The sequence below is a fragment of the Leptothrix cholodnii SP-6 genome (assembly GCF_000019785.1).
In the GTDB taxonomy this organism is placed as follows: domain Bacteria; phylum Pseudomonadota; class Gammaproteobacteria; order Burkholderiales; family Burkholderiaceae_C; genus Sphaerotilus; species Sphaerotilus cholodnii.
On sequence record NC_010524.1, the window covers coordinates 828,046 to 843,751 of the forward strand.

The window sequence follows — 15,706 nt, forward strand, 5'->3', positions numbered from 1 at the left end:
TGCACAGGGGCCTCAAGATTGCAGGAGCCGGGCCCTGCAGCGACGAGGCATTCAGCCCGGCGTGTTCTGCGCATAGTTACAGTGTTTGCAGGAACCGCAGCAGCGAGTCCGGCGCCTTGTAGCGGCCCATCTTGGTGTCTGGCGCCTCCAGCCGAGCGAGCGCCTTCTCCTTCATCGCCAGGTCGGCCTCGACATATCGGTGGGTCGTTGTCGTGCTCTCGTGGCCGAGCCACAGGGCGATCACGTTGAACGGCACGCCCGACTGCAACAGATGCATGGCGCTCGTGTGTCTGAGCGTGTGCGGCGAGACGCGCTTGGTGGCCAGGCTGGGCTGCTCCGCCGTGGCGCGGGTCACCGCAAGGCTCAAGCGCTGCGTGACGTTCGATCTGCACATGGCCTGCCCATCTCGGTTCGGCAGCAAGGCAGCCTCGCCACGCAACACCGGATTCAACCGAAGCCAGGCGCGTATCTCAACCACCGTGGATTTCCACAGCGGGATCGATCGCAACTTGCGGCCCTTGCCGTGCAGGTGCACGCAGGCGCCACCGTCCAGAATGACATCAACGACGCGCACGCCGATCATCTCGGAGACCCGCGCGCCGGTGTTGTAGAGCATGGCCAGCAGCAGGTGGTCTCGCTGCGACGACCAGTTCTCGCCCGGTTGCCCGAGCACTGCCAGCATCTCTGGGCGTGTCAGGAAGCCCAGCATCGGCCGCTCGAAGCGCTTCATCGGCACCGCCAGCGCTCGCTCGATGTCGTGCAGCGCAGTGACATCACGCCGAGCTGCGAACTTCAAGAACGCTCGCAGCGCCGTGAGCCGCAAGTTGCGACTGCGAACCGTGTTCTTGCGTCCCTGCTCCAGATGGTCGAGGAATGCCAGGATCAGTTCGGGTCGTATGTCGGCAAGCTGCATCGCCGTCGGCGCCTTGCCCAGCTTGTGGCTGGCGAAGCCCAGGAACAATGACAGCGCGTCTCGGTAGCAAGCCACCGTGCGCGGACTGACCGCCCGCTGCGCAACCAGGTACTCGGTGAAGAACTGCTGGACCAGCGCCGGGAATGACGGCGGCGGCGGAGTGGGTGGCTTATTCATCGCCTGCCCCCGCTTGTGACATGTACGCTTCGAACCGCCCTGCGGCCAGCGCCATCAGTTCCGGCACCGCCGAGAGGTACCAGTAGGTGTTGGTCACCATCGCATGCCCGATGTATGTCGACAACGAGAGCATGGCCTGGTCGATATCCACGCCCTGGGCGTACCACTGCACGATGCGTCGAACGACGAAGGTGTGCCTCAGATCATGGATGCGTGCGGCGTGGTGCGATCCGCGATTGGGCCAACCCAATTGCCGGCGCAACTCACCGAAGACGCGATGCACCTGGCGGTCGCCCAGAGGCCGGCCATGCAGTCGACCCCGGCTGCCGACGAAGAACGCGGTGTCGTCGCCGTAAGACTCGCCCGCCAAGTCGCGCCGCAGGCGATATTGACGCAACGCCTCAAGGGTGCTGGGATGCACCGGCACTTGGCGCGACTTGCCGAACTTGGTCAGCTGGATGCTCAGCATGCCGGTCTTGAGATCGACGTCAGCGTTCTTCAGCGACAGCGCTTCGCTGATCCGCAGGCCGGTCGAGGCGATCAGCCCGAACAGCGTCTCGAAGACGACACCACGAAGGCTGGACGCCGGTCCAAGCCGCCTGGCGCTGGTCAGCAGGTCAATGATCTCTTGCTCGCTGTAGATGTGGGGCGCCTTGCGCTCCGGCATGCGCCCGAAGACCGTGTCATCGGGAACTTCGGTGTCGGGCTCGAACTGCTGCAGCCAGCGCACAAACGTGCGCAGCCTCTTCAGGCGTCGCGCCCACGTGACCGGGTCCGTGCTGCCATGGCTGTCGCGCCGTGCCCAGTCGGTCATCACCTCGACCGTCAATGGTCCGCAATGCCCAATCTCATGAAGATGGCGGGCAAAGCTGCGCAAGGTGCAAGCCTCTACGCGCGCTGAGAACCCCAGACCATGGCGCTCGACCAAGAAGCGCTCGACACGCGACTTGAAGGGCATGGCGGCGGCACTCATGACGCACTCCCAGGCCACGGCAGCGCCACCGCAGCAAGACTGCGGCTGTCCAACTTGGCGTAGATCATCGTGGTGTTCAGCGACCGGTGGCGCAGCACGTCGGCCACTTCCTTCAATGTCGACCCGCTGGCGAGCAAGCGGTTAGCCATCGTGTGACGCAGCAGGTGCGAACGGGTGTACGGCAGTCCGGCGCGCGCGTAGGCCTGGCGGATGGTGATGCGGATGAGGTCCGCGCCGATGGGCGCGTCGCGCGGGGCCACATTGCGCACGAAGATGGCGCGGTTGGTTGTCTTGGGGCGCTCCAGTTCCAGGTACCGGGCGATGGCCTCGCCGGTGGCCACAGGCAGCGGCAGGATGTCGACACGGCGGCCCTTGGTGTGGCGCAGCGTGATCGTGCCGGCATGCCAGTCGATGTCGTCCAGGCTGAGCTGGGCGACTTCAATGCTGCGAAGCCCGAGATCGAGGGCGCAGCGCACGATGGCGCACGCCCGCCGCATGGCACGGCAGGGGTTGTTGAGCGAGCCGACCAACTGGGCGACTTCTTCGTCGGTCAACTTCTTGGGCAGCGAAGACAGGGCCCAGTTGGCTGGGTAGGCCAGCGCGCCGATCAACCCGTGGACCAGATCTCCCAGCGAGGCGCGGTAGCGGAAGTAGCCGCGCAGCGATGACACGACAGACCCCGCGCCGGCAGGCTTGCTGTGCAGCGCGGCCTGCTCGGCAAAGAAGCGCCGAACGTGCTCGGGCGTGATGGCCTTGATATCGACGGCGTGGCCACCGAAGCGCTCCGCCAGCAGCCGCCCAACGATCCTCAGCACCATGGTCCGGCTCTTCGGTGCGAGCCCACGCACGTGATTCATGTGATCGTCGTAGCGACGCAATTCCTCATCCACGGGCGTCGTGCTGACTGGTGGCTGTGCAATGGCACCTTGCGCGCGAAGCACGGCGAGCAGGTGCCCAAGCGCCGCGCTGTGATCGGCCCGGTCGTGCCGCGTGTGTCCAGTGCAAGCGCAACTCGGCAGGTGGTCGTCAAGGAAGATGGCGACCGAGACTTCGTCGATCCTGGCCAGCGGCAGCCGCCGGGTGCAGACCCAGCGCGCAAAGTGCGTCACCTCAGCGATGTAGCTGGAAACGGTGTGCGCGGCGTACCTGCGCTCGGTCAGGTGATGCTTGAACGCGACGGCGTGAGGCCCGATGGGACTGGCGGCGAGCCAATCGACCTCGATGACGCGCGAGTGCTGAGCGGTATCCATGGTGATCTCCAGAAGTGGGATCACCAGTGCGCTCCGACGCCGAAACTATGTCCAGTTCGGCGAGTGACCCCGCCGCCGCATGCCGCGCCGATGCGGCCTCCACGTAATCAGGGCCGCGTCACCTGTGCATAGTCGAGACATGTGCATAGGGGTCGCTATGGAGAGCTCTGCATAGCGACCCTGAGCGGTCGTTCAGCACGTCGAACTTGCCGTATCAGAGCGGTCGTCAGGTACGACGTGGCAGGCGCACCAGTGGGCTTGATCGCTGTAATATGAAGCGTCCTAGGATGGAACGTGAAGGTGGTCAGAGCCACATTTGTTAGAGGTCGGCGGCAAGGGCGCCGACCACGGGCTCCTGTGGCTATGCTTTGACTTCACCTGACCCGATGGTCAAAGGCAGTCGCTACTCTTGCCGAGGTTCACTAGTTTGACCGTTCAGCGCTGACAGCGTCGCCCGCGCGGAACCCCGACTCCTGCTCCTAATTCCAACGCATGCCGATTCTACTAACGCCGATCGTCCATAAGTCTCTGCTACATGGATACACCTGGGCGGTAACGGACGAGCAGCTTCTGGCGGAACTCATCGCCCGCGTAGCGCTCGGGCAGGCACGCCACGTGAACAAGATACTGCTCAATATTGGAACCGCCCTTCCGGTCCCAGTCGATGACGCTTGGGCTGCTGCGGCGAAGATGCTGACGGTTCCCGTAGGCACAGAGCCCTGGCATCGGGACGGGTGGATGTTTCAGGTCATGTCTTGGCTGTCGGCGCACAAGGCGGGATCAAAATCGCTGATCAACACTCCGCAAATGATCTTTGCGCAAAAGGGTTTCGACGGGATTCAACTGGATTTCGATCCAGTAGGTGCCATAAGTGCCGTGGTCATATTTGAAGACAAGGCAACCGACAATCCTCGCAAAACGATTCGCGACGAGGTGTGGCCGGAATTCGAGGAATACGAAAGCGGGGGTGACGCCAATGTGTTGGTGGCTGAAGTCACTGGGCTGCTGGAGAAGCGGCAAGGCATCGATGTGGACGACGTGGTTCGCCGGGTAATTTGGAAGGATGCACGCCATTTCAGAGTCAGCATCACCGTGGGCAAACTCCATGCGACAAACGCAGGCCGTGGGCGCCTCTTCAAGGACTACGACACGAAGGTCCAAGGCAACGTCAAGCGCAGGCGTGGCGAGACGTTTTATGTTGATGATCTGCGCAGCTGGATGGACAGCATTGCGAGCAAGGTCTTGGCACACATCGCAGCGTTGAAAGCAGCACATGTTTGACGCCGACACCTCTGCCCTGATTTCAAGTGCGCCCGAACTCGAGGGTTTGGACCTTCCCGGCTTGCCCGAGCAACTGACGGACGCCTATACGTCGATCGTGACGGCGCGTGTGCGCCTGCGAGAACTCGCAGTCGGCAAGGCCCTGCCCGCCGACATCGACGCACTTGCTACGCAAATGCGAAGGATTGCGTTCACGAACGAAGCCTTTGTCTCTGCGCTTCCGAACAGAGAAAACCGGGCATCAGCCGCGTTTGTCGCCGGCGCCGCTCATCACGTTTCGCTGATGGCCGCCCGGTTGGGGCGAACCGAGCAGCCAGAAACGAGATTGACTCTCGACTCGATCGCCCCTGAGGTCTCCGCCACCTTGCTCTTCATGGTTGCGGAAGCGACGGCTGACTCCGCCGAAATGGCGAAAACGATTGTCATTCCGAGCGGCAACATCATTGAAGGTCGTCTCCTCAACGCAATCGTCAATCTGTCAAAGGGGGAACTGATCAACGTATCCAACCTTGATTTGCCGAGCGTCGACTTGCTTCGGGCTGACGACACAGGCGATCGAGGCGTTGCAGGGCTTCTGTATCTTCTTCTTCGGGGGGTGCGACAGCTTGCGCGGGAGCTACTTGGCACCCCACAAACCGACGACACGCTCGGCAGTGCAGCGTCTGTGTTCCGACGCATCAAGGATCTGTGCGTCGAACGGATGGAAATCGCCGGGGAGTCGACCGCCCAGGGCGATTGCATGAAGCAAACGCCCTGGTCGACCGCCGCCTTCAGCGCATTCCCCGGACCACATCATCTAGCGTCTCTTCTGATGTCTGTTGCGGACAACCTGGCTCCTGCTGCGGTCGTCAACGTCACTCCCCCCGGGGGAGTCGACGGGCCGCGATGGGCAACCATGATGCGAAAGATTGCAAAGCGCAGACCTTATCTGTGGCGCAATCACCGGACGGCCGTCGACTCGGGTTATCTTGAGACTGGCACTTCCTCCGCGGTGAGTTTCCCAACAGGTGCGGGCAAATCGACCCTTTCGGAGTTGAAGATCGCGGCGATGCTGTTGCAAGGAAAGAAGGTCATCTTTTTGGCCCCGACTTTGGCTTTGGTCGAGCAAACCGCTAGCGCGCTGAAGGTGACGTTTCCCGAAGCGACTGTCCAACAAGAACGGGGAGAAAACTTCGACTTTGAGGATTTCGTAGGGGACCTTCCATCGGTCTCGGTCATGACGACTGAGAGATGCCTTGCGCTTCTTGGGTATGAATCTGAAGCTTTCTCGGACGTTGGCCTACTTGTGTTCGACGAGTGCCATTTGTTGCATGCAGCTGCTATTGAAGCCAGTCACCGCGCGGTCGACGCCATGCTCTGCGTCCTCAACTTCGTGACCATCGTGCCAACGGCCGATCTTCTGTTGCTGTCCGCGATGATGAAAAACACGGGCGAGATTGCCGCCTGGATCGCCTCGATGACGGGAAGGCCCTGCCTGGCGCTTGACCTGACGTGGAAGCCTACCCGCCAGGTTCGAGGGTGCGTGGTGTACGAGGCAGACCACATCGAAACACTGAACGCAAGGCTCGGTACGGCTCGTGCCACCGCGAAGACAAAAGGAGTGCCTACCGCTGTTGCCAAAACGCTGACCGCGCAGCCCCTGGGTCTGTTCTCACTGAGGCAGACTTGGCTCTCGAAGTCTAGAGCACATTACCGGCTGCTACCCCTGCTGGAGGAAAAATTGGCCCTGGGAACCGGCAAGTCTCCCAGCGGAAAGATCTGGTACCTGACGCCCAATGGAAACAAGCTGGCCAGCGCTCTCGCCGTGGCAACAGCAAGTCAGAATCTAAAGACGCTGGTCTTCGTTCAAACCATTCCGTTGGCGAACGCGGCGACGAAAGCGGTCAATGGTGGCGCGATCGCCACCGAGATAACACTGACAAGCGCGGAGAGAGCGCTGCTCACCGAAGCCATCGAAGAGCTCGGGGACGTGTCGCATTCCTATGTTTCGACGAATGATGCAGGGCGAGTTGAGGCTGCAGGCGTTTGTCATCACAGCCTCCTTCTGCATGCCGAGCGCCAGCTCCACGAATCTTTGTTCAGGCGCTCAGACGGCGTTAAGGTCATGGTTGCAACATCGACGCTTGCGCAAGGGATGAACCTACCCAGCGAGGTTGTCATCATCGGCGGCGATAGCCGCTTCGATCGTGAGGCCAACAAGGTTCAACGGCTGGAGGCGCATGAGCTCCTGAATGCAGCTGGACGAGCCGGTCGTGCAGGTGAGTCGTCCTACGGATTCGTGCTGGTGGTTCCGAGCAAAGTAGTGCACTTTCGGGACGGAAAGAACGAGATAGGCAAGCACTGGGCGGATCTGCAAACCATATTCGCGCAAAGCGATCAGTGCGTTGCGATTGACGACCCAATGACGGCGCTTCTCGACCAGTTGGAACTCTCGAAGGAGGACCAGTCGGCGTCGCTCAGGTATCTCCTCAGCCGCCTGCCGGTTGGAGAAGATGGAGACAAGGACAGCGCAGCAAGAGCTCTTCTGCAGAAGTCCTTCGCAGCCTACCGAAAAAGGGCGGCAAATGATCTCGCATGGATCGACAGCCGCGTGAGTGCGGCGCTCGCCGCACGAAAGGTCGAAGGTGCCCCGACCAACCCAACCTGGGTCGATCGACTTGCAGCTGCCACGGGGGTGTCGGCCGAGTTAATCTCGCAGTTCGGCCAGGCCGTGAGCGACCTACAGCTTCCCAACGCTGGGTCCGTGGAGCAATGGCGAGACTCCTTTCTGGAATGGCTGAAAGCCGTGCCGCAATTCGTTCCTTACCTCATTCGCCCATCGACGCTCGATGCCGTGCTCGGCAAGCCGTATAAGGCACTGACCACTGACGCAGAGAGAGGTCGGTACATCCTTGACTATGCTACGGAGCCCCTGAAACGCTGGATGGCTGGTTCGATCATTGCAGAGATCGAACTGACGCTCGGAACGAACGCTGCCAAGCTCTGCAAGTGTGACTTGGCGCGAGACTTCGTACTGCGAATCGTCCCGGAACTCGCCTTCGTTTTCGGCCTGCCACTGCAGGTGGTGCGCGCGATCAAGAAAGGCACGGAGCAAGAGAAGGCGCTTCCAGGCCTTGGGCTCTCTACGCTCAGCGGCTGTGTCCGCGGAGGTTTCGATGTCGCCGAGAAGCTCGCCCTCCGTCAAGCGCTCAACGTACGATCTTCGCGAACAGCAGTGCATAAAAGATATGCGAGCTTGCATGCAGCCATCTCTCCCGCAACTAGTGCAGAGGACTTTGGGATGGCTGTCGGACGGCTCAGGAACGCACTTTCAACATCTCGTTGAGAGGTCTCATTGCCTTTCGTTGCGGTATTCGCCGTGGCGCTAGTACATCAACACGCAAGTGTCGAAACATAGTGACGACCAAGTTTTTGATCAGCGTCTTGACGAGTGACCTTCCATTCGATGGTTCGCACGTCGGCGTTTCGGGCCTCTTGCCAGGCATCCACCTCGGACTGCAACAACTCCCGACTGGCGATCCGTCGATCCAGGCACTGCCGGCTGAGAATGCCGATTTCGATTTCCGCCATGTTCAGCCAACTCGCATGCTTGGGCGTGTAGTGGAATTGGACTCGACGCAGGAGCTTGGCCGCCGCGCGCTTGCCCATGACATCGTCGAACGACTTGCGGAAGTGGGTGTTGAGGTTGTCCAGCACCAAGTGAACGCGGCGTGCCTTGGCATAGGCATTGGTCAGCAGATCTCTAACAAAGGCAACGAAGTCGATCTTGCCCCGCTGCGCTGTGACCTCGACGATTCGGCGGCCCGCCTTGGGCTCGACGGCCACGAACAGGTTGGTCGTGCCGTTGCGTACGTACTCGTAGTCCTGCTTGGTCGGGCTGTGTTCGACCATCGGCAGTGGTTGACGACTGTGAGCGATGAGCTGCAAGCTCTTCTCGTCGATGCAGATGACCGGTTCAGACAAGCGCAGTGGCCGTGCATACAGTTCGAGCAGGGCGTACATCCGCTGGCGGTATTCGTCGGTCAACGCGCCAATGCACCACATCAGCCTGCGCCAGGGCTTGAGGTCGTTTTTTTGAGCATGCGCCGCACGGTTTCTCGACTCACGTTGCCCAGGCCTTGCTCCTGGCGTGCGGCACGTTCGAGTTCCACCAGTGTCCAGCGCTGGCGTCCCTCTGGCGGGGCCGTGCACGCCAGCGCTGTAACCCGAGCTTGGGCATCGGTGTCGTACTGGGGTGGTCGCCCTGATCGTGCAACGTCGAACAAGGCCAGATCGACTCCACCCTGCAAATACGCAGCACGAGTGCGCCACACAGCGGTACGCCCAATCCCGAGCACAGCCATGATCTGTGCCTCCGGCACGCCTTGATCCAGACTGGCCAAGACATGGGCTCGATTCACTTCGCGCGTTTGATGCAGTCCCTTCGTTCGGATGCTGCTGATCACCGCGCGATCCTCTTCGGACAAATGCAGTTCCGTCTGGCGCATGACTACACCTCCAGGCCCCTTCATGGGCGACAGAAGAAGTGTATTCATGTTCCGTTACTTGCGCGTCGATGTACTAGTTTCGAATGCGGTCATCTAGAACACAAGGGTGCGCGTCCTGACCGACCCGGTCACACTTTATGTCTTGACAACACGGGTCACCGAACTGATGCATAGATATGCATAGAACCGTGTGCGGCGCAGAATAGCTACGTGTTGATTCTTGCCGGATGACCGAAACCGACTTTTGAGTCTTGGAAGATGGCGCAAGCGTCTCGCATGGCCCGACCTCAAGGCTGCCGGTCGGGGGTGTCCGCCACTGGCCGGGACCGAGCTTCCCTGAGGGTCACCGCAAGCTGACTTTCGCCGCGCTGGCTCGGTCGGCCAAAGTCAGCTTCGTGGCGCGATTGCGAATTGGAAGTCTCGGCCAAGAGCGGTCTCCTATTGACTGGCGCCAATGTCCGGTGAAGGCTGAAACCGGCCGCCGGCCCGGCGCCGTCGCTGGTGTCTCAACGACCGCAATGCGTCCGAGACCGTAAGTTCACGGTCCGGCGGCGACCGACCGGAGACGCTGCTTATGGAAAGCTCTCCATAAGCAGTGTTATGCACAGTCCTTGGTTATGCACAGTTGGCCCGGCAGCGCGGCGTCGCCGCCCTCGCAAGAGGACGGCTGTCGCGTCTTTGAACTGCACGTAATTACAAGGTCTTGAGGAACTTCAACAGATCGTCGTCTGCCCGGAACCGATGTGGGATGACGTTGGGATCCTGAAGCCTGGCCAGCGCCTTTTCCTTCATGGCGAGATCGGCCTCGACGTATTGGTGCGTCGTCGCCGGACTCTCGTGCCCGAGCCACAGGGCGATCACGCTGATGTCCACGCCCGACTGCAGAAGGTGCATAGCCGTCGAGTGCCGCAGGCAGTGCGGAGAGATCGTTCTCCCGGCCAAGCTCGGCGTCGTGAGCGCCGCGGCCTTGACGGCCAACGCCAGGCGCTGCGTCACGTTGGATCGCGTCATCGCTTGTCCGCTGCGGTTGGGCAGCAGGGCCGACGTCGGAGTCAGTTCCGGGTTGAACCTCAGCCAGGCGCGGATCACCTTGACCGTCGATCGCCAGAGCGGCACCGACCGCTGCTTGCGACCCTTGCCATGCAGATGCACGCAGGCCGCCGGGGCTAGCACGACGTCGCCCACCTTCACGCCGATCACCTCCGACACGCGGGCACCAGTGTTGTACAGCAGGGCCAGCAACAGCTTGTCTCGCTGGCTCACCCAATCCGCTCCCGGCGCGCCGATCACGGCCAGCATCTCCTCGCGTGTTAGGAACTCGAACATCGGCCGCTCGAAGCGCTTCATTGGCACGCCCAGCGCATGCTCGACGACCTGAAGTGCCGTCACGTCTCGGCGAGCCGCGAACTTCAGGAACGAGCGCAGCGCGGCCAGTCGCGCATTGCGGCTGCGGACGGTGTTGTGCCGATCGCGTTCCAGATGATCGAGGAAGTCCAGGATCAGCGCGGGCGTCAGGTCGGCGAGCGACAGCGTCGTGGGCGTCTTGTGCAGTCGCGCCTGGGCGAAGTCCAGGAACAGGACGAACGCGTCCCGGTAGGCCGCAACGGTCTGCGGGCTCAACGCGCGCTGCTGCGTCAGGTGTTCGGCGAAGAAGGACTGGACCAGCGTCGCGAAGCTCGGCGGGGCCGGCTTGCGGTGGTCAGCGCTACTCATCGTCGCTCTCCGCGATATCGGCGAAGCGTTCGAATCGAGCCCCGGCCAGCGCCATCAACTCCGGCACGCCGCTCAGGTACCAGTAGGTGCTGGAGATGTTGATGTGGCCCATGTACGTGGACAGGGCCAGCATGCGTTGGTCGAGGTTCGCTCCCTGCTGGTGCCACAGGATCATCCGCCTCACGGCGAAGCTGTGGCGCAGGTCATGCACCCGGGGTCGGCCATGGCCGCCGCGGTCGATCCAGCCCAACTGCTCGCGAAGCTGGCAGAACATCCGATGCACCTGCCGGTCTCCCAACGGCTTGCCGCGGCGCACGCCGCGCGAGCCGACGAAGAAAGTCATCTGTGGCCTCGGTTGCACGTGCTGGCGGCGCAGGGCTCGGTAGGCGGCCAGCGGGCCAATCACGCTGGGGTGCAGTGGCACCATGCGCGACTTGCCAAACTTGGTCTGCTGGATGGTCAGGACACGGCCCTCCAGATCCGCATCCGAGTCGGCCAGGTTGATCGCTTCGGAGACTCGAAGTCCGGCCGATGCGATCAGGCCGAACAGCGTCGCGTAGGTGGCGGCACGAAGGCCATCCGAAGGACCGAGTCGGCGAGCCGCGACGATTAGCGCAGCGATCTCGGCTTCGCTGTAGATATGCGGCGCCACGCGGCGCGGGATCGGGCCGAAGCTGGAGTCGTCCGGCACTTCGACGGTCGGATCGAACTGCTGCAGCCAACGCATGAAGGGGCGCAGCGTTGCCAGTCGGCGCGCTGCGGTGTCGACATTGGCCTGGCCGTCCACGAGATACCGGGGCTGCACTTGGCGCGCCCACCGGACCATCACGTCCACCGTCAACGCGCCGCGCTGATCCTCGCTGGCCATGAAGCGGGTGAAATGGCGCACGGCGAGATCGGAAGAGCACGGCTTGAACCCGAGGCGCCGGCGTTCAGCCAGGTATTGCTCGACCTTGGCGGTGAGGTCGATGCTCGCCGACGACGCGGCGCTCATGATGCGCTCCCAGGCCAAGGCAGAGCGACCTCGGCAAGCAGTTGCAGGTCGAGCTTGGCATAGATCAGCGAGGTGTCCAGCGATCGATGCCGAAGCACATCGGCAACCTCCTTGATCGAACTGCCGCTGTTGACCAGGCGACAGGCCAGCGTGTGGCGCAACGAGTGGCAACTGCGTGAGATGCCGGCACCTCGCAGGGCGCGCCCGATTGCTTGGCTCACTGTGTCGACGCCGATGGGTCTGTCATGTGGTGCCACCCGACGGACGAACAGCGACGGCAGCGTGGTTGCAGGCCGCTCGTGCCTCATGTACTCCGACAGCGCTTGCCCGGTGACCGCCGGCAGCGGCAGCACATCCTGGCGCTGGGACTTCGTTCTCTTCAGGGTCACCGTGCCGGCGCGCCAGTCGAAGTCGGTGATCTCAAGCTTGGCGATCTCGCCCACGCGCAGTCCGAGATCCAAGGCCAGGCGCACCATGGCCAGCAGCCGCAGCGGGGCCCGCTTGGCTTGTGCGCAATGCGCTTCGAGCCGCTGGACTTCCTCGGCCGTCAGCGCACGCGGCAACGACGCCTGGCTCCATCGCACCGGCGAAGAGATGGCGCCGAGCAGGCCATTCACTGCGTCACCGCAGGTCCCTCGGTATCGGAAGTAGGCGCGCAGCGCCGCCGTGACCGCGCTGGCATGCGACGCGCTGCTGACCCGCGTGAGCTCGGTTGCCATGAAGCCGCGAACGTCTTCCGGCTGCAACGCGCCGATGGCGATGGCCTTGCCCGCGACTTTGCATTGCAACAGCAGACTGATGCACGCGAGCCGATCCCCTCGGGTGCCAATCGCCAGCCCCCGGGCGTCGCGCATATGGACGTTGTAGCGGGTCAGTTCCTCCGCCACGGGACCGCTCGGCCCAGGCAACTCCACGATGACATGCTGCTCCCGCAGCAAGGCCAGCAAATGCCCGAGACTGGCGCTCACGTCGCCGCGTGTGCGCAGCGCTGCGGGATGGCAGTCGCAGCGCGGCAGATGCGAATCCAGGAACTGCCCGACGAGGGCCTCGTCGATCTGCTCGGCCGACAGCTGGCACTTCGTCATCCAGTGGGCAAAGTGCGACCAGCCACGCAAGGCCGCCACTGAGCTGCCTTCGGCATACCGACCTCGCTCCAGCAACGCCTGGAATGCATCAACGAACGAGGACAGCGGGCCGTCGAGCAGCCAAGCCCTGGCCAACGGGTGCATTGAGTGGATCAAGTCCATGGCGATCTCCAGTTGTGAGATCGCCATCCATGCGCCGGCCGCGAACTTATGTCCAGTTCAACGGCACCTCTCCTGGCAGCCCGCCCAGGAAGATCGCGGCCTGCGGCCGAATCAAGCCCCGGAACTGTGTCATGGTCTAATTTTCCCGGACACCTCGATAGGTGGAATCCACCTGGACGAGGAACATGAGCAAGAGAGAACGAAGGACATTCAACGCGGAATTCAAGCTGCAAGTGGTGCAGATGATTCGCGAGCAGGGCTTGAGCGTGGGCGACGTCTGCCGCGACATGAAGCTCGGCGAGACGGCCGTGCGGCGATGGCTGGCGCAAGCCGATGAAGAGGCTGCAGGCCGCCCCGGCATTGGCAAACCGCTCACCGCCGAGCAGCAACGCATCCGCCAGCTTGAGGCCGAGAACAAGCAACTGCGCGGCGACGTCGACATCTTAAAAAAAGCATCGGCCTTCTTTGCCCGCGAGCTTCGATGAGCTACCAGTTCGTCGAGCAACTGCACAAGAAGGCCGTCACCGTCGAGCGTCTATGCCGCGTGCTGGGCGTCAGCCGTTCGGGCTACTACGGTGCCCGTCAGCGCGCCAAGCTCGCGCCCAAGGCCTGCTTGGTCAGCACGCAATTGAAGGCCGAGTTCGCCGCCAGCGGCCGCGTCTATGGCAGCCGTCGCCTGTGCGCAGTGCTGCGCGCTCGGGGGCTGGGCATCGGGCGCCACCGGGTGCGACGTTTGATGCGCGAGAACAGGTTGCGGGCCCTGTGGCGACGCAAGTTCATGCACACCACCGACAGCGGTCATGCGCTGCCCGTCTCTGACAACCTGCTGGCACGGCGCTTCAATCCGAGCCGCCCCAACCAGGCCTGGGTGAGCGACATCACCTACATCCGCACGCGCAGCGGCTGGCTGTACCTGGCCGTGGTGCTGGACCTGTACGCCCGCAAGGTCGTGGGCTGGGCGATGGCGCCGACGATGCATGCCGAGTTGGTGTGCGCAGCGCTGCAACTGGCCATTGCGCAGCGCCAACCCGCGCCAGGGCTGATTGTTCATTCCGACCGAGGCAGCCAGTACGCCAGCGCGTTGCATCAGGCGCTGCTGGCGCGCCACGGCCTGGTCGGCAGCATGAGCCGCAAGGGCAACTGCTGGGACAACGCGGTGATGGAACGCTTCTTCCTGAGCCTCAAGACCGAGCGGGTCTGGCAGCGCGACTACGCCAACCATGCCGAGGCCATGACCGACATCGCCGACTACATCGTGGGCTTCTACAACAGCGTGCGGCTGCACTCCAAACTGGGCAACCTGCCACCCAATGCCTTCGAGCAGCAATCGGCAATCAAACAACCTATCGTGGTGTCCGAAAAAACTTGACCAGCACACTGTTCATAACTGCGTGCTGTGCATAACGCTGCACAGCAGCCCGTTCCCCTTCCTCCCTCCGGCTCCCCCTCGCTCCGCTCGGTCGGGCTGTTGCGCTGCGCGTCGAGCCTCCGGTCCATGACCAGAGTCTCGCCCCTGTCGGGCTTCCATCCCTGACGCGATCCGTCCAGGCCGGCGGTGCCGGCGGCATGTCGAACGCGGCCCGTTCCCGTGCCCGGGGACACGCGGGCCCGAACGCAAAGAGAGCCTGAGCGTCTGCGCCGCCCAGGCCGGCCCGCTGGCCGAACAGCCGGTCGGTGCGCTTCGCTTGCCTCGCGGCTGATCGACCTCCCCAGTCACCCGCCACGCCCGATGCCGGGCCGCGCGAACTCCAGCCCCAACAGCCGATCCGGCTCACGCCGGCTCGACCGCCGCGCCAGTCGCGCCCGTGCGGTCGCTTGGTGGCACGTCGGCCGCAGGGACGCCGTCGTTCGGGTCCTGGCGGGCGGCTCCGCCGTGTCCCAGGCCACGCTGCGCCGCCCGCTGATGGTGGCAGCCCTGCGCCAGACCGGCCCACCGCGCTCCCCCCACAAGCCCCCGTCCTGTGGGCGAGGGGGACTTGTGGGGGGATCTTTCAGCGGTGGGCCAGGAGACTGGCGCACCGCGTCGGCTGCTGGGGCCCTGCCCACCCCCCGCCCGCCCGTGGGCGGGAGCGAGGAAGGTCCAAGCGAGAGGATCGGTTTCCAGGGCAGCCCGGATCGGGCCCCGGCCGACGTCTCGTGCAAGGAGAAGGGTCATGGCCCACGTCCACGTCACCCAGCGTCACGCCCACCTGGCCGGCGCCGTCAAGCTCGACACCGTCAACGGCCGCGAAGGCCCGATCGCCCGCGCGGTGCTCACCGCCATCAGCAACAACCGCCGCGGCACTGGCGACAGCCGCAACGAAGAAGCCACCGCGATCCAGTGGACGCTGTGGGGCGCCCAGGCCGAGAACGCCGCGCGCTACCTCGGCAAGGGCTCGCACGTCAACATCATCGGTCGGGTGCGCAACCACCGCTACGAGAAGGACGGTGAGACCATGCACACGATGGCCTTCACGGCCGACGAGATCGACTACCTCGACAGCCGCGCCGAGGCCGAGGCCCGCCGCGAGCGCGAAGGCAGCCCGGACGAGACCGAAGCGCGCACGCCAGCCACCGCCGCCAGCGCCCACCCGAGCCGCGCCCCGCGCGCCGCGCACAAGCCCCGCAGCGACCGCCAGCCTGCCCAGGCCGCCGCCTGACCCCCTGACACCAGCCCGACCGGGTCGGATCC

At 63.5% G+C, this 15,706-nt stretch carries 12 protein-coding genes; 4 read left to right on the plus strand and 8 right to left on the minus strand.

The genetic code is table 11. The annotated features are described in order from the left end of the window. Nucleotides 1–76 precede the first annotated feature (76 nt). From LCHO_RS03850 to LCHO_RS03860, 3 genes are read right to left on the minus strand one after another with little or no spacing between them, the layout of a single operon-like run. Nucleotides 77–1,090 carry a tyrosine-type recombinase/integrase gene (locus LCHO_RS03850; RefSeq protein WP_012345803.1) on the minus strand — a complete coding sequence of 338 codons (1,014 nt, stop codon included), beginning with the start codon at nt 1,088–1,090 and terminating at the stop codon, nt 77–79. Further along, nucleotides 1,083–2,063 (minus strand): tyrosine-type recombinase/integrase, encoded by a 981-nt coding sequence (locus LCHO_RS03855; RefSeq protein WP_012345804.1) that lies wholly within the window; start codon nt 2,061–2,063, stop codon nt 1,083–1,085. The genes LCHO_RS03850 and LCHO_RS03855 overlap by 8 nt, the downstream gene beginning before the upstream one ends. Beyond that, nucleotides 2,060–3,313, minus strand: coding sequence for a tyrosine-type recombinase/integrase (locus LCHO_RS03860; protein WP_012345805.1), 1,254 nt, complete (start codon nt 3,311–3,313; stop codon nt 2,060–2,062). The genes LCHO_RS03855 and LCHO_RS03860 overlap by 4 nt, the downstream gene beginning before the upstream one ends. A gap of 492 nt (nt 3,314–3,805) precedes the next feature. On the opposite strand from LCHO_RS03860, the gene LCHO_RS03865 reads away from it, so the two are divergent. After that, complete coding sequence (locus tag LCHO_RS03865) at nt 3,806–4,594, plus strand: hypothetical protein (protein WP_012345806.1); 789 nt, start codon at nt 3,806–3,808, stop codon at nt 4,592–4,594. Beyond that, nucleotides 4,587–7,919 carry a DEAD/DEAH box helicase gene (locus LCHO_RS03870; RefSeq protein WP_012345807.1) on the plus strand — a complete coding sequence of 1,111 codons (3,333 nt, stop codon included), beginning with the start codon at nt 4,587–4,589 and terminating at the stop codon, nt 7,917–7,919. The genes LCHO_RS03865 and LCHO_RS03870 overlap by 8 nt, the downstream gene beginning before the upstream one ends. A gap of 47 nt (nt 7,920–7,966) precedes the next feature. Here the strand turns inward: LCHO_RS03870 and LCHO_RS03875 are convergent, their stop codons facing one another. The 5 genes from LCHO_RS03875 to LCHO_RS03890 form a co-directional block, all read right to left on the minus strand. Beyond that, entirely contained in the window at nt 7,967–8,620 is a 654-nt protein-coding gene (locus LCHO_RS03875) for an IS630 family transposase (RefSeq protein ID WP_223210500.1), read from the minus strand. A 17-nt stretch (nt 8,621–8,637) separates the two neighbouring features. Beyond that, on the minus strand, nt 8,638–9,081 hold the full coding sequence (locus LCHO_RS22615) for a helix-turn-helix domain-containing protein (protein ID WP_150105409.1): 444 nt from the start codon (nt 9,079–9,081) through the stop codon (nt 8,638–8,640). A gap of 693 nt (nt 9,082–9,774) precedes the next feature. Next, the gene (locus LCHO_RS03880; protein ID WP_012345810.1) at nt 9,775–10,794 is read right to left on the minus strand and encodes a tyrosine-type recombinase/integrase; all 1,020 of its coding nucleotides are present in this window, start codon (nt 10,792–10,794) and stop codon (nt 9,775–9,777) included. After that, nucleotides 10,787–11,788, minus strand: a complete 1,002-nt coding sequence (locus LCHO_RS03885; RefSeq protein WP_012345811.1) for a tyrosine-type recombinase/integrase — start codon at nt 11,786–11,788, stop codon at nt 10,787–10,789. The genes LCHO_RS03880 and LCHO_RS03885 overlap by 8 nt, the downstream gene beginning before the upstream one ends. After that, on the minus strand, nt 11,785–13,035 hold the full coding sequence (locus tag LCHO_RS03890; protein WP_223210501.1) for a tyrosine-type recombinase/integrase: 1,251 nt from the start codon (nt 13,033–13,035) through the stop codon (nt 11,785–11,787). The genes LCHO_RS03885 and LCHO_RS03890 overlap by 4 nt, the downstream gene beginning before the upstream one ends. Before the next feature lie 185 nt (nt 13,036–13,220). Between LCHO_RS03890 and LCHO_RS03900 the strand changes: the two genes are divergently transcribed. Both LCHO_RS03900 and LCHO_RS03905 read left to right on the plus strand, forming a co-directional pair. Then, a protein-coding gene (locus LCHO_RS03900) for an IS3 family transposase (RefSeq protein ID WP_223210436.1) occupies nt 13,221–14,404 on the plus strand; the annotation gives its coding sequence in 2 pieces (ribosomal slippage) (nt 13,221–13,491 and nt 13,491–14,404; 1,185 coding nt in all). 784 nt (nt 14,405–15,188) lie between these two features. Then, nucleotides 15,189–15,674, plus strand: coding sequence for a single-stranded DNA-binding protein (locus tag LCHO_RS03905; RefSeq protein ID WP_012345815.1), 486 nt, complete (start codon nt 15,189–15,191; stop codon nt 15,672–15,674). Nucleotides 15,675–15,706 lie beyond the last annotated feature (32 nt).

Coding starts and splice junctions, on each gene's coding strand:
- LCHO_RS03850 (WP_012345803.1), bottom strand. CDS start 1,090: ATGAATAAGCCACCCACTCCGCCGCCGCCGTCATTCCCGGCGCTGGTC.
- LCHO_RS03855 (WP_012345804.1), bottom strand. CDS start 2,063: ATGAGTGCCGCCGCCATGCCCTTCAAGTCGCGTGTCGAGCGCTTCTTG.
- LCHO_RS03860 (WP_012345805.1), bottom strand. CDS start 3,313: ATGGATACCGCTCAGCACTCGCGCGTCATCGAGGTCGATTGGCTCGCC.
- LCHO_RS03865 (WP_012345806.1), top strand. CDS start 3,806: ATGCCGATTCTACTAACGCCGATCGTCCATAAGTCTCTGCTACATGGA.
- LCHO_RS03870 (WP_012345807.1), top strand. CDS start 4,587: ATGTTTGACGCCGACACCTCTGCCCTGATTTCAAGTGCGCCCGAACTC.
- LCHO_RS22615 (WP_150105409.1), bottom strand. CDS start 9,081: ATGCGCCAGACGGAACTGCATTTGTCCGAAGAGGATCGCGCGGTGATC.
- LCHO_RS03880 (WP_012345810.1), bottom strand. CDS start 10,794: ATGAGTAGCGCTGACCACCGCAAGCCGGCCCCGCCGAGCTTCGCGACG.
- LCHO_RS03885 (WP_012345811.1), bottom strand. CDS start 11,788: ATGAGCGCCGCGTCGTCGGCGAGCATCGACCTCACCGCCAAGGTCGAG.
- LCHO_RS03890 (WP_223210501.1), bottom strand. CDS start 13,035: ATGGACTTGATCCACTCAATGCACCCGTTGGCCAGGGCTTGGCTGCTC.
- LCHO_RS03905 (WP_012345815.1), top strand. CDS start 15,189: ATGGCCCACGTCCACGTCACCCAGCGTCACGCCCACCTGGCCGGCGCC.